Annotated in this window: 13 protein-coding genes; 4 read left to right on the top strand and 9 right to left on the bottom strand. The window is 43.8% G+C overall.

Features of this window, described 5'->3' with window-relative positions; genetic code table 11:
- Window positions 1–184: 184 nt before the first annotated feature.
- Window positions 185–2,812: a leucine-rich repeat domain-containing protein gene (locus IM475_RS13145; protein WP_287727857.1), complete on the bottom strand. Its 2,628-nt coding sequence runs from the start codon at window positions 2,810–2,812 to the stop codon at window positions 185–187.
- A 239-nt stretch (window positions 2,813–3,051) separates the two neighbouring features.
- On the opposite strand from IM475_RS13145, the gene IM475_RS13140 reads away from it, so the two are divergent.
- Together IM475_RS13140 and IM475_RS13135 are read left to right on the top strand one after the other, a co-directional pair.
- Entirely contained in the window at window positions 3,052–3,858 is an 807-nt protein-coding gene (locus tag IM475_RS13140) for a TPM domain-containing protein (protein ID WP_002775882.1), read from the top strand.
- Between the two features lie 432 nt (window positions 3,859–4,290).
- A complete protein-coding gene (locus IM475_RS13135) occupies window positions 4,291–4,995 on the top strand; it encodes an LmeA family phospholipid-binding protein (RefSeq protein WP_287727856.1) in 705 nt (234 codons plus the stop codon).
- 50 nt (window positions 4,996–5,045) lie between these two features.
- On the opposite strand, the gene IM475_RS13130 is transcribed toward IM475_RS13135, so the two are convergent.
- The 3 genes from IM475_RS13130 to IM475_RS13120 form a co-directional block, all read right to left on the bottom strand.
- On the bottom strand, window positions 5,046–6,284 hold the full coding sequence (locus IM475_RS13130) for a DUF445 domain-containing protein (protein ID WP_287727855.1): 1,239 nt from the start codon (window positions 6,282–6,284) through the stop codon (window positions 5,046–5,048).
- A 35-nt stretch (window positions 6,285–6,319) separates the two neighbouring features.
- On the bottom strand, window positions 6,320–7,018 hold the full coding sequence (gene ubiE, locus IM475_RS13125) for a bifunctional demethylmenaquinone methyltransferase/2-methoxy-6-polyprenyl-1,4-benzoquinol methylase UbiE (protein ID WP_287727854.1): 699 nt from the start codon (window positions 7,016–7,018) through the stop codon (window positions 6,320–6,322).
- A 105-nt stretch (window positions 7,019–7,123) separates the two neighbouring features.
- The gene (locus tag IM475_RS13120) at window positions 7,124–7,993 is read right to left on the bottom strand and encodes an MBL fold metallo-hydrolase (protein WP_287727853.1); all 870 of its coding nucleotides are present in this window, start codon (window positions 7,991–7,993) and stop codon (window positions 7,124–7,126) included.
- A 138-nt stretch (window positions 7,994–8,131) separates the two neighbouring features.
- Between IM475_RS13120 and IM475_RS13115 the strand changes: the two genes are divergently transcribed.
- Window positions 8,132–8,383 carry a methyltransferase type 11 gene (locus IM475_RS13115; protein ID WP_287727852.1) on the top strand — a complete coding sequence of 84 codons (252 nt, stop codon included), beginning with the start codon at window positions 8,132–8,134 and terminating at the stop codon, window positions 8,381–8,383.
- A gap of 21 nt (window positions 8,384–8,404) precedes the next feature.
- Here IM475_RS13115 and IM475_RS13110 read toward each other — a convergent pair whose 3' ends face one another.
- The 5 genes from IM475_RS13110 to IM475_RS13090 form a co-directional block, all read right to left on the bottom strand.
- Window positions 8,405–9,391: a DMT family transporter gene (locus IM475_RS13110; protein WP_149986245.1), complete on the bottom strand. Its 987-nt coding sequence runs from the start codon at window positions 9,389–9,391 to the stop codon at window positions 8,405–8,407.
- 67 nt (window positions 9,392–9,458) lie between these two features.
- The gene (locus IM475_RS13105; RefSeq protein ID WP_287658269.1) at window positions 9,459–10,502 is read right to left on the bottom strand and encodes an AI-2E family transporter; all 1,044 of its coding nucleotides are present in this window, start codon (window positions 10,500–10,502) and stop codon (window positions 9,459–9,461) included.
- A gap of 29 nt (window positions 10,503–10,531) precedes the next feature.
- A complete protein-coding gene (locus IM475_RS13100; RefSeq protein WP_287727850.1) occupies window positions 10,532–11,392 on the bottom strand; it encodes a shikimate dehydrogenase in 861 nt (286 codons plus the stop codon).
- 64 nt (window positions 11,393–11,456) lie between these two features.
- Complete coding sequence (locus IM475_RS13095) at window positions 11,457–11,834, bottom strand: hypothetical protein (RefSeq protein WP_287727849.1); 378 nt, start codon at window positions 11,832–11,834, stop codon at window positions 11,457–11,459.
- A gap of 239 nt (window positions 11,835–12,073) precedes the next feature.
- On the bottom strand, window positions 12,074–13,069 hold the full coding sequence (locus IM475_RS13090) for an amino acid ABC transporter permease (protein WP_287727848.1): 996 nt from the start codon (window positions 13,067–13,069) through the stop codon (window positions 12,074–12,076).
- A gap of 85 nt (window positions 13,070–13,154) precedes the next feature.
- Between IM475_RS13090 and IM475_RS13085 the strand changes: the two genes are divergently transcribed.
- Window positions 13,155–13,670: a single-stranded DNA-binding protein gene (locus IM475_RS13085; RefSeq protein ID WP_287727847.1), complete on the top strand. Its 516-nt coding sequence runs from the start codon at window positions 13,155–13,157 to the stop codon at window positions 13,668–13,670.
- Window positions 13,671–13,743 lie beyond the last annotated feature (73 nt).

The following is a 13,743-nucleotide window of genomic DNA, read 5'->3' as shown; positions in this document are numbered from 1 at the left end:
TATGAATTGGGAAATGGGGGAGTGGGGAGATAGGAGAATTTCAACTAATACCCCAAAACCCTAAAACCCCAACTCCCTAAAACCCCAACTCTCAACTCCTAACCCCACCAACAAACTTTTTCAGCAAACCCTAAATATTTGTAAACTTTTTCGCCTAAGTTACCTTTCTGTGGTAAGCAAATCTTTACTGCTCCGATTCGGGGGTTTCTTGGGGGGTGTCATCGTTGTTGGTTTTTGGTTCTTGTCCTTTAAAAATCGTGATAGATCGCCAAAAACCCTCTAAAAACTGATTGAAGGTCGTTTCATTGATTTTACCCGTCCAGAGCAATCCCACAATCACAATCAAAGCAAAGATAAAAATAATTGCCAAAACGCTGGTAATAAACTGTACCACTGGCACAGTATTGGCAAGCACCGCAAAGATAAAAGCAACCACAGCTAAAACCAGCAACAAAGCGAGACTAGGTTTCAGGAGATTGGGAGTTTCTGGCGTTTTGGGACTCATAGGGCGATTTTCTCGGCTTTTGCGGCCACGTTCCTCCCTTATATCGAGATATCTTTCTCTTTCTGTCTTAGATTCTACCCCTTCTAAGATATCGCGGATATTATATTTGCCGCGCAAACCGGGGAGAGTTGCTTCGACGACACCTTGGCGATCGAGTTCTATCAGATGGAGATAATCGACGGGAACTTCTACCCCGGTGGGTTTTTCCCCTTGCAATTCTCGAATCACTAACTTTTCCTGTACGGCTAAATTAGGGATAGTAGCGTGAATTTTCTCAAAATCTGTCTTAATAATAGCTAAAAGCGCACTAGCACGCTCACCCTTAGCTTTTATGCTGATGTAGTTATCTTCCTCGTCGGCACGCACCAAAGCTTTATTAAGATCCATTGTCAGAACCACACCACTACGCCAACGCATGGTTTTATAGATCATCTGGTGATTACGGACGATAAAGCGGGAAATAATGCTACCGGGCAGGATATCATAACGGTACTGGAAGTGTAAAGGTGCGTTTTCGTAGCTATCCACATCCGGTTCATCGATGGGTAGAAGATCGGTGATTAGATAGCGAGCGGGACTGTAACCATCAAGGGGAAAACAGAGTTCAAATTTTCCCATCAAATCCATCAAAAATCGGCGTTTATTTTCGGGATAACGTTGGGTTTGTTTGAGAATATTTGGCAGATCTGGCAGTGAAAGAATGCCCTTTTTTTGTACCATCAAATCGTGATTATTGAGAATATCATAAACACCGTCAGTTACCCATTCCGGGTTCAGGACATTGGTTTCATTCAGTCGCGGATCATCTTGGTAGTTGAGGACAATACCGAGATCGTGGAGAAACTGCACTAAACTTTTTTGATCGCTGGCCTCTTTAATCTCGGCTGTCTGACACATTTCCTGATACTTTTCGTAGGAAATAAAGTCATAACTCTCTTGCATCGCTTCTAGTTGAGTTTTGATCTCAAACCAACTATTAGGCAATAAATCTTTGATATGGGGAATAGCATCGATTTGGGAGGCGATTTCCTGCACAAGTTCCTCGATTCCCGCACCGGTTTTACAGGAAGTGGCGATTAGCTTGGTGATTTGGGGATATTTTTTCTGGAGGGTGCGGATCTTAACTTGCGGGGGATTTTCATCGGCACAATTACCCACGATAATCACGGGAGAATTGCCTCCGTAGGTTTCAATGAGTTTTAACCAGTATTCCAGACGGTTTTGCTGTTCGTTTTTGCGGTTGTCGAGGACAAGCAGATAAAGACTGCGTTTAGTCAGAAAAAACTGATGGGTGGTTTGCATCACTTTCTGACCGCCAAAATCCCAGATATTGAGGCGAATATCGGGTTTTTGGGGCAGTGGCCACTTTTCAATATTAATGCCGGGGGTCTTGGGTTCTCCGGAATTAAAGGTATCGTGCAGTAACCGCTTTAACAGGGAAGTTTTCCCCACATCCCCCTCCCCCACCAATAAAACTTTAAGCTCATTAAGAGGGCGTTTTTTCCCTTTATCCTTGAGATAACTAAAAATCGCCTGCGGGTTGCCATTATTCCATCTTGTTTCACCCCATCCCTGACGAATAATTTCCGGGGGAACGTTGGTAATCGGGTTATTTTCGAGGACTAATCGCTTCAGGTTGACTAGGTGAGCGAGCGCTTCTGGTATCTCCCTGATTTGGTTATAGCTGAGGTTGAGGACTTGCAGGGAGGTGAGTTGAGTGAGTGCTTCTGGAATCTCCCTGATTTGGTTATAGCTGAGGTCGAGGTCTTGCAGGGAGGTGAGGTGAGTGAGCGCTTCTGGAATCTCCCTGATTTGGTTATAGCTGAGGCCGAGGTCTTGCAGGGAGGTGAGGTGAGTGAGCGCTTCTGGAATCTCCCTGATTTGGTTATCGCTGAGATAGAGGAATTGCAGGGAGGTGAGTTGAGCGAACGCTTCTGGAATCTCCCTGATTTGGTTATTGTAGAGAAAGAGGAATTGCAGGGAGGTGAGGTGAGCGAGTGCTTCTGGTATCTCGCTGATTTGGTTATTGCTGAGGTTGAGTTCTTGCAGGGAGGTGAGTTGAGCGAGCGCTTCTGGTATCTCGCTGATTTGGTTATTGCTGAGACGGAGGTGCTGCAGGGAGGTGAGTTGAGCGAGTGCTTCTGGAATCTCGCTGATTTGGTTATTGCTGAGGTCGAGGAGTTGCAGGGAGGTGAGTTGAGCGATTTCGGGGGGAATTTCTGTTAAGTTTTTTTTGGACAGATCCAACTTCCTCGCTCTTTTGTCTTTTGCCCGTTGAATTAACTCTAATACTTCCCGTGCTGTCATTGACCATCCCCCCGCTACTATATTTACTCCATTTTGGCAAAAGATCCAGTTAATGCCACTGGTTGAGACCTCATCAGCTTGAGTTGAGTTTCTGGAGAGTGAACTGAAAACTCGCATCTGATGACCGATAACTGGGTGACTAAAGTTGAGAATTCCCTTAAGATAAAGTAAATAAGTGTAAAGAAACTGAAAGTTAGCCTACACCCTTGCTGAAAAAATTCTCATTGTCTAGAAGTGCTATGCTCAATCGTTTTTGCCGAGGAATCTCGATCGCTCTTGTAATTGGTGTCATTAGCTGTCTGGGTTGGATTATCTGCCCGGATCAAGCTCTAGCGGTGAATAATCCCGAATTACTGCCCAATCAAGCCACTCCGATCGTTGATTTAGCCAATTATCTACCCGCAAAACAGGAAGAGGCATTAATCCGAGATATCGAGACATTTCAAGGGGAAACCGGCTGGAAAATGCGAGTTTTAACCCAATATGACCGCAGCCCCGGCCGGGCCGTGATTAATTTCTGGGGATTGGATGATAAAAGTATTCTCCTAGTGGCCGATGGTCGCGGCGGTAATCTACTATCTTTTAGTATTGGTGATGCCGTCTATGAATTTTTACCCCGCACTTTTTGGATCGAATTACAGGCCCGTTTCGGTAATATGTATTTTGTCCGGGAAAATGGCGAAAATAATGCGATCGTACAATCCTTGGACACGGTAAAAGGCTGTTTAGTTAAAGGTGGTTGTGCGGTAGTCCCCGGTTTACCGAAGGAACAGTGGATTTTAACTTTAATTACCTCAATTGTCGGCGGTTTAGTCTTCGGTTTTGCCGGTATTCCTCGCAAAGAAGGACAGGTTTTCGCTTGGCAATGGGTTTTAATTGTCTCTCCCCTCTGGTTTATCCTCTTTGTTGCTTTTGGCATCGGACCGGTGGTTACTCGCACCAGTGAATTACTGCCCCTTTTCCGCAATTTAATCGGTTTTGCCCTTGGGGTTTTAGTCGCCTATCTTTCCCCTCGTTTTAATTCCCTCAACGCCTCAAAAACCTAAGAATTAGGGGCTTGTCAGTGATCAGTGATCAGTAAACAGAAAGTAGCGAAGTTTTTAGCTATAAATGATACCAAATCCAGTTATTAAGTTGTTGGTTATAATTAAATTAAAAATGAATTTTAGGTTCGATCCCCCCTTAATCCTCCCTTGATAAGGGGGGTGCCGATCCCACCTTCCCCCCTTGATAAGGGGGGTGCCGATCCCCCCTTAATCCCCCCTTGATAAGGGGGGCATCTGATAATTTTTAACGCCTACCTAGTTAAAAACTGATTATTTATTCCCCTTTGCCTCTTGCCTTTTGCCTTTTGCCTCTCCTCATAACTCGCCTCTACTCAACGGATTTAGTATGATAGCTGACGGCAGCCCCTCATGGTTCGATCGATCTAGCTCTGTTACAATTAGAAACATTGTGGAGTGAGTGAGATAACGTTTATGTGGGTCAATACTCAAAGTGAGATTATTAGTAAGGTTTTGCCGCCAGCAGTACGTCTGTTCTTAAGAACACAAGTAGAACAGATAGAAGATTTAGAAATGCAGCTGCAAGGTCATGATCGGCAAATTTTGCGCGGTTATATCCCCGGGGTATTTTTAGCCGTAGGAAAAGCGATTTATCAGGGGTTACATCTAGGTAAAGCGCAATTAAGAGGGGAAAATATTCGTCTTAATATTGGGCAGGTTTTGCGAGGGAAACCCCTAAAAATTTTGGAACCTATTCGGGTTAGCGGTGAGGTGGAAATTAACGAGCAGGATTTAAATAATTCGATCGCCTCGACTATTTTAGTTAATGCTTTTGCCGATTTACTAATTTTTTCCCTAGAAAATAACGGAGTTGTTAACGCCAGAGAAATTATCTCACAACAGCAGTTTAACTGGAAAAATGTTCTCTTAAATCAGGGTTATTTCTGTCTTCTCGGCCATAGAGAAACGGGTGCAGAAGTAATTTTTAGCGCTGATATTACCCTAGAAGATGTCCGCACTTTAGGGATTAGTCCCCGACAATGGCAAGGTTTAGCCCCAGATTTATCTATTGATTTGCAACCTTTTACCGTCGATTTAGGCAAAGATGTGGAGATTAAATCTTTTATTCTCGACGATCAAACTCTTTTCTGTCAGGGAAGTTTTTTGATTTTACCTTAAAAATAAACGGGATGATTCCGGTGGGTTAAACTAAGTTAACCCACCAATTATTACCCTCTATTCTGTGCAATCAAAATAACTGTTTGCATTAGTCCAACCAGAAGACCGAGAATCCCACCGAGATTAACAATTCCCTGTAATTCCTGTTTAACAATGCCTTGAATAGCATTTTCCAGATCAGCAGGGGAAGTGGCATTTACCCGATCGCGGATTACCTGATCGATGTTGAGAATTGGGATAATTTGGGCGACTAATTTCTCTAAATCTTCCTCTAAATAACGCTCTAAAATTAACGCTAACTCTTGACTAATTACCCCTAATGATGTAGTCATTGACTCCGAAGATTGCAGACGATTAATAATTAAATTAGCGATTTGATCCCAGTCGATCGTTTGTCCAAAATCTTGCAGAAATTGTTCGCCACTTTCTTGAATATAAATTCGCACCGTGTCCCTGGTGGTTTTACGCAATTGTCTGACAGTGGAGATAGGTAAATTTTGTAAAGAGATACTTTGTAACCAGTTTTTCAGACGATTACGCATCTCTAAAGATAGTAATAATTCTTTGATTCTGGTATTAGCTAAATCCTTTTCATCAAGGCAAAAAGTGCGTAAGCGAGCGAGGGCATTGCGTAAACCGAATAAATTGGCTACTACCCAATAGGTTCCACTGGTTTTTTCCCGAAATCCTTCATCGATAACTTGAATATTGCGATCGGTTAAAAAATCGATTAAAGCTAGACGGATAACATCAGCAGGTAGGACGGTTTCTAATAGCCAATCGGAGAATTGTCGCGCCTGTTGTTCACTGAGAGAAAATTCTAAGACTAGGCGATCAAAAATTTGATTGATCTGTTTTTCTAAAAAGTCCTGCCGTCGGGCTAAAACTTTTAGTAATCTCGCTAAAGATTCCCCGAATAAATCGTGAAGAATCGCCGCCAAAATCTCGGCGGTTTTTGCTTGCCGATCGCCTTTTATTTGTTTTAAAGCTAATTGTAACAGCCAGAGTATCGCCCCCTGTACCCTTTCGGTGTCGAGGAGTCGTTTAGCCAGTTTTTGTAGTTCCTCGGGAGTTAACAGGGAACCCATGATCGTATCCGATACCCGGACAGCTAATCGATCTTGATTGCGAGGAATTAACCCCGGAGTGAAGGGAAGAGAACGCTTACCGATATAAATCGCCTTGTAGGGACGAAATAGCATTTTAATGGCTACATCGTTGGTAAAATAGCCAATAATTGCCCCCGCGATCGGCGGTAAGATCCATGTCCAAAGAGTAGGGAGATTCAATTTAGCAGCAAAAAATAAACGGAAATGTGAGTGAGTTATTTCTTTAAGACTAACACTCCCATCAGTCCTGCTAGGAGTGGATAGTGAACGGCGCTGGAAAATCCCGACCGATAGCCTAATTTTACCTGTTCTGGGCCCCGGGGAAAGCGATCGATACTCGGACTAATATAAGCGTACTGGTCAGTTAAACCGTAGCGCTCGGCGGCGGGAACGACGATATGATCGAGATACCAGTTTTGGAATAATTTGGCGATGGTTTCGGTGGGTTGATGGAAGTCCAGAATCGCCGCTGTAGCGCCCGGTTTCAGGACTCGGTATAATTCCCCCAAACATTGGGCAATATCCACCACATTGCGTAATCCATAGCCAATAGTGGCACAATCAAAGCTAGAATCGGCAAAGGGTAAATTAAGGGCATCCCCCTCCATCCAGTTAATATTAGTGGCGCTAAAACGTTGACGGGCGATTTTTAATTGTTGTGGGGAAAAATCTAGTCCGATCACTTGGCCGGTTTTACCCACTTGTTTTGATAATAGGTTAGTCAGGTCGCCGCTACCACAACAGATATCGAGGGCAAAATCCCCTTTTTTGGGTTGACACCATTTGACTGTCATTAATTTCCAGACGCGGTGTAATCCTAAACTTAATTCTTGATTAAGTCGGTCATATTCGGGAGCGATCTGATCAAAAATTGCTTGTATTTCCCTAGAGTTAGGTGAGGATTGATTGGACATTTTTATAATATGGCATCAGAGAAAATCCCAGATGAAGTTATATCATTCTATCTTATCTGCGCTCACGGGGAGCAGTTATCTTCATGGTGGGAACAGTGACTTAGGTTACGCTTCATCTATCTGATCATCTCCCGGTCGCAGTTCGATCGAGAGGCCTTCCCGGGCGAGAATAGTTTGAGGCAGAATCTTTCTTGCCTGTTCACCAATGCGATCGAGAAAATCGTCATTATGGCCGGGATCGTGATGAAATAGAACTAACTGCTTAACTTGCGCTGCCTGGGCGATTTTGACTGCTTGCTGCCAAGTGGAATGGCCCCAACCCACCTTAGAATACTTAGGATCGTTGTATTCCTCATCGGTGTAGGTAGCATCAATAATCATCACATCCGCTTGCCGGACTAAAGCCAAAACGTTATCATCAAAGCGATCAGGAAAATGTTCGGTATCGGTAATATAAGCTGCCGATAAACCCCGCCAATTTACCCGATAACCCACCGCTTCTCCTGGATGGTTTAAAGGACGGGTTTCGATGCTGACATCGCCATAGTGGAGGGTTTCGCCGATTTCTAGATCATAAAATTCTAAATCGGCCTGCATAATCTGCAAAGGCACGGGAAAATTAGGATGTAACATCTGATCGTGTAATCTTTGCTTGATGGTTGCCCCGTTGGGGGAGGGAACCCCATAGATTTTAAAAGTATTGCCCCTGATAAAAGCAGGGGTAAAAAAAGGAAAACCTTGAATATGATCCCAATGGGAGTGGGTGAAAAATAAATGGGCTTTCGCTGGACTTTCTGCCATCAAAGACTGTCCTAGGATGCGTAACCCTGTACCACCGTCAAAGATTAATCTTTCTCTACCGACTTGCATCTCCACACAGGAAGTATTACCACCATAACGAACCGTTTCCGAACCTGGACAGGGAATACTTCCCCGTACTCCCCAAAATTTGATCTGGAAGCAGTTGTAGGGCATATCAGAAGTTGGTCTACTTGTGCTGATGGGCTAATAGATCAGATTAGCACTCTTCCACAATTAAGGCAGTGACTTCATCCCGAAGATAACGATCTATGATTAAGGGGTGAGGATCGTCACTTTTGCAAGAGCTAAGGTATGGATTTACAGAAATTCTTAGAAAAACTGCCCCAACAGTATCAGGATTGGGGATCGCCTTTGATGTCGCCTATTTCCGAGCAATTAACCCTTTTAAGCCCAAAAACCGCCTCCTATCCCGATCGCAATCTCTTTCCCCTGCTCAATCTAGCCGTTGCCTGTTTGCAACCGGACGAGGTTTACTGTCAGGTGGGTTGTTTTCGTCGCGGTAGTTTAGTCGCCGCTTTCTGCAATAATAGCGATCGCTACTAACTATATTATCTCAGGATTGAGTTAGTTGCTTTTGGGTATAAGTGAGGAAAGATTAGCAAAAATTGCCCGCAATTGTGGGGCGATTCTTTCCCTTTGATTGATTAAATAAATACTAACGAGGGTTAAAGATACCCCCACCCATTGCAATACACTTAACATCTCACCGAGGAATAAATTCCCGAAAGTGAGGGCAAAAACCGGAGTTAAAAAAGTTAAAGAACTTAAACTGGTTAAATTGCCCTTGGCGGCTAAATAAAAGAATATTCCATAGGCGATCGCACTACCAAAAATAGTGGCATAACTTAAAGCTAACCAACCATTTAAATCGATATTTTGCCATTGATGGGATTCGGTGAAACCTGAAGCTAAAAATAGGGGCAATCCCCCTAAAATCATGTGCCATCCTGTGGCGCTGACGGGATCCGCATGACGACAGACAAACCGGATTAACACTGTTCCCACCGCCATGGATAGGGAAGCCAAAAGCATGAGCATTTCGCCGCTATTTAGTAATTCCTGCCAGCTAAAGTCAATATTTACCGCTTTTTGTCCAAAAAAGTCATAAAACCATTGATCGGGCAAGCCAATTAAACTAATTCCCCCAATTCCTAAACCCAATCCCAACCACCCCCAGACACCGATAACTTCTTTAAATAGCCAACTCGACATTAAAGCCACCGCTAGGGGTTGGGAGTCAATAATTACCGAACCTAATCCTGCCCCGGTGCGATTTAATCCCAATGCCAGAAAACCTTGAAAAAGAGTGGCATCCATCAGAGCAAAAAGGGCAATCCATAGCCACGCTTGCAGGGTTTTGGGCTGAGGACGACCTAAAAACCAAGCTACTATTAAAACTAACATTCCGGCGGGGACAAGGCGAATTCCCGCCATAAATAAGGGGGTGGTGTGGGGGATAACACCCTTCATCGCTACCATCGCTGTTCCCCAGAGAAAAAACGGTGAGATAAATAAGAGGGGCGAGGATTTCTTTAAATCTAGGTTTTCCATAGGTAGCGATCGAGTGTTGTGGATAACAAATTTCTCTAATTGTATAGTAGAGACTGGGGATCAGCCCTTAATTCTCCTGACTTTCTCCTAACTGATTTTCCTCTAAATCTGTTATTGGTTTTTCTTCACTCGATCCGATCCAGATCGCAATCATTCCAGCAATAGGAATGGAGAGAAAAATTCCTAATAATCCCGCAACTCTTTCGCCGATAAAGAGAGATAAAAATAAAATTACTGGGTTTAATTCTAGGGCATTACCCATAACTTTAGGGCGAAGAATATTATCTTGAATTTGCACCAAGACAACACAGACAATAAAAGCTTTAACGGCAATTGCTAGTCCCTGGGAGGTAAAAGTCAAGATAGTTACCAACAAAATGCCCAAGGTTGCCCCGATACCAGGGATAGCATCGATAACACCGAGAATGCTCGCTAAAATTAGCCCATATTTGATTCCTAATAGGGAAAAACTTAAGAAACTCGTCACCGATAAAAAGAGCATTAACAACAGTTGCCCGCGAATAAATCCCAGAAAACTTTGTCGAAAAGACTTGGCAAAACGCTCCCGGTATGCTATGGGGAGAAGTTGCAAAAAACTTCGCCAGAGTTTATCACCGTCGATGAGCATATAAACACTGATTACCGCCCCGAAAACGCCCGTAAAGACACTGGAAAAAACTCCCTGTACGAGCGATAAACCCGTGGCTAAACCGGTTTGTAAGCTTCCCACCATTTTATTCAAATCTAATCGATCGAGAAAGTCTTGAAAGGGTAAAAAATCTTTTTGACTAAGGGCATCGGTAAGATTGAATAGTAGTCCTCTCCCCTGATTAACCGCTTCTAATCCTATGCCTGTGACTAATCTAAATAGGAGGATAAAAGCTACTAGGGTGGTAATAGCAATGGCTAGTCCTCTCGGTAGATAACGGGATAACCAAACCACGGGATAATTTAATAGAGCGGCCAGGACTGCCGAACCGGTAAAAATAGCGATCATCCCGTAGAAATAGTTAATTAAGATAATTAGACTCCAGCCACAGCCAAATAATAATAGATAGCGTACTAGAATCGAGTTATTCAGAGTTTTCCAAAAGGAACTAGAAGGGGGCATAAATAAAGCCAGAAATAGGATTTTAGCATTTAGAATTGTTTTAACAAAGCTTCCCGCATGACCGAGACGGGGACGGGTTGACCTAACCAGATTTCTAGTGCGATCGCTCCCTGATTAACTAACATTTCTAACCCATCAATAATTCTTATCCCTCTAGTCTGGGCTAACCGGAGAAATTTCGTCGGCCGGGGATTATAAATTAGATCGTAGGCGATCGCCGATGGGGGTAAAAGGTCTAATAATTCTAACTCAACAGGGGATTGTTCGCCCTGGGGGGACATTCCGATCGGGGTAGAATTAATCAGGAGTTCTGTGGTGGATACCAGCCCCTCTAATTCGTCCCAACTATGCACTTCTAGGAGGTCATAGAGGCTGGTATTCGCCCAACTTTCTTTAAAAGGATCTAATTTCTTTTGATTGCGTCCTACCACATGAATTTCGCCACAGCCCAACTGGGCGCAAGCCACCACCACCGCCCGGGCGGCGCCGCCATTGCCTAAAATAACTGGATTCACCCGACTCCAATCTTTGTCAAGGGATTTCAAGGGTGCGAGAAAGCCATCCACATCGGTATTCGTTCCCTGCCAACCGGTTTCCGTGCGCCAGACGGTATTAACTGCGCCCACTAGCCTGGCTTTCTCGGTAATTTGCGATAATAAGGGAATAATTGCTAATTTATGGGGAATCGTCACGCTAAAACCCTGTAGATCGATGGCAGCCAAACCAGCGATCGCCGTTGCTAAATTTTCTGGCGCGATCGGTAGGGGAAGATAGACATAATTTAGCCCCAAGGCATCGATAGCGGCATTGTGCATGAGGGGAGAAAGAGTATGGCTGATAGGATCGCCGATTACGCCTAATAACTTGGTTTTTCCGTTAATAATGGTCATAAAAAAGGTGGGCTTTCCCCACCAAAGTTTGCTCTCAAGGGTGGCCAATGCTCACCTTACTATACTATTTCTTGATTTCGCGGGCCATTTTCAGGAAAGGATTGATATTGTCATCGTTAGCGCGACGAACGTTATCATTAGCGCCGTTAGCCTTACTATTAGCCTCGGAAGTCGCCGATTTTGCCACAATACCGTTATCGGTGACTTTGCTGACTTCCATAGAAGAAATCTGTTTAATTGATTCGCCACCCTTTTTATTCGAGGCAGTTTTCGGGAAAGTACGTCGGATCGTGATCGGTGTCCGCATAAAGTCGATATCACCGAGAGTTTTAGCGTCATCGGGTTCCAAGTAAAAAGCCTCTTTCGGTTCCGGTGCGCTCATATCCATCGGTTCATCGACGTATTTCGTCTTATTGCCAAACAGGCCAAAGAATCCAGCCATTTTCTCGCTCTCCTAAATAAATATATTTACCATAAATTGCTGCTGATTGTTAAATCATATCAATATTTATGACAAAAAGCCAGGTAGGGTGTGCTGAATAAGTCTGTTGGTGGGGTTAGGAGACAGTATTCAGGAGTCAGTATTCAGGAGATTATTTTTATTTGTTCTCCCCATACCCCAATTCATAATTCATAATTCATAATTCATAATTCATAATTCCCCATCACCCCACACCCCAATCAACGCTGTTCTAACCTACGACTGGCTAGGGACATAGAATAACAGAAAATCCAGTAAATAAACGCCAAAAATAGATAAACCTCTGGATAATCGCCGATAAATTTCGGATTAGCTAAAACCGAGCCTGCCATACCCAGGAGATCCACCAGTCCCACGATCGCCAGTAGAGAAGTATCCTTAAATAAACTGATAAATTGACCAACAATAGCGGGAATGACCGCTTTTAAAGCTTGGGGTAGAACGATCAATAATAAAACGAAAATCGGTTTTAAACCCAAGGCTTTGGCCGCTTCAATTTGACCTTTGGGAATCGCTTGTAAACCACCCCGGACATTTTCGGCCAGATAGGCTGCTGCAAAAAGGGTAAATCCGGCGATCGCTCTGATCACCCGTTCCGGTCTCGTCCCGGCGGGTAAAATTAAAGGTAACATCACCTGAGCCATGAATAAAATTCCCAACAAAGGTAAACCGCGCAATAATTCGATATAGCCAATAGATAGCCAACGAATTGCCGGTAATTCACTCTGTCTCCCCAGGGCCAATAATACCCCCAAGGGAAAAGATAAAATCATACTTGCGATCGCTACTAATAAAGTTAAGATTAAACCACTGAGATCATCGAGGGGAATTGCCTTTAAAAATAATCCCCCCAATAGTAACCAAGCGATTAAAGGTAAAGTCAATAACCAGAGCAATCCCCACCAGCGTTGGAGAAAAGCGGGGCAATTGGGGAAGCGACCCCGGTTTAATTGCCAAGAAAACAGCGATAAAGCCGCAAGTATCGTTAAAATCAGCCAAATTCGCCATATTGACTGTTCTGGATAACGACCGACTACGAATAAACCGAGATTTTCCGTCACTACAGCCCATTTTGCCCGATTTATCGACCAATCGAGAAAACTTAAACCACCCCAGAGGCTGAGAAATAGACCCGCAAGGGTTAAGATGACGTTGTACCAAGTGTTAAAGAGATTTTTTCTTAACCAGAGTCCCATAAAATTCCCCAACCTCCCCAGTGGTGATCATTGTACTTATTCAGTACAATGGTGCTATTAGAAAAATTCAGACTGATTTTCGACCATGAACAGTTGCATTTTAATGGCTAAAATTGTCCGTCGTCCCGAATTACGTTATACCCAAGATAATCAAACTCCCTACGCTCAAATGTTAGTCGAGTTTTCTCCCAATCGTGCCGAGGCAACCCCGACTAATTTAAGGGCCGTAGCTTGGGGAAATTTAGCCTCAGAAGTCGCTCAGAATTATCACGAAGGTGATCAGGTAATTTTAGAAGGTCGTCTCTCCATGCAGATGATCGATCGTCCCGAAGGTTTTAAGGAAAAACGGGCCGAATTAGTCATTAGTCATCTCTATCATCTTGACGGCAGCATGAGTAGCGGTGAAATGGCAGCCCCGACTCCGGAAAAAGTCGTGCCAATCAATACCCACAAATCGAATAAAACCGAGGTGGAAAAACCCGTCGCACCTGTCTCCACCGGGGATTTTGAATACGACGCATCCTATGAACTTTCTAATCCTTCCGCTTGGCAACCTAGCGACACATCGGTGGAGGAAAATTTAGACGATATTCCTTTCTAATCACCCCGACAGAATTAATGGCTCTTCTCGATTTTGTCTGATAATTTTTGCTTATGGAATCGTGAAATGCTTA

Origin of the sequence: Microcystis sp. M061S2, from assembly GCF_020245605.1 — a bacterium.
Lineage (GTDB): Bacteria > Cyanobacteriota > Cyanobacteriia > Cyanobacteriales > Microcystaceae > Microcystis.
Note: the sequence above shows the minus strand (reverse complement) of the source record. Positions and strands in the feature narration are given on the sequence as shown.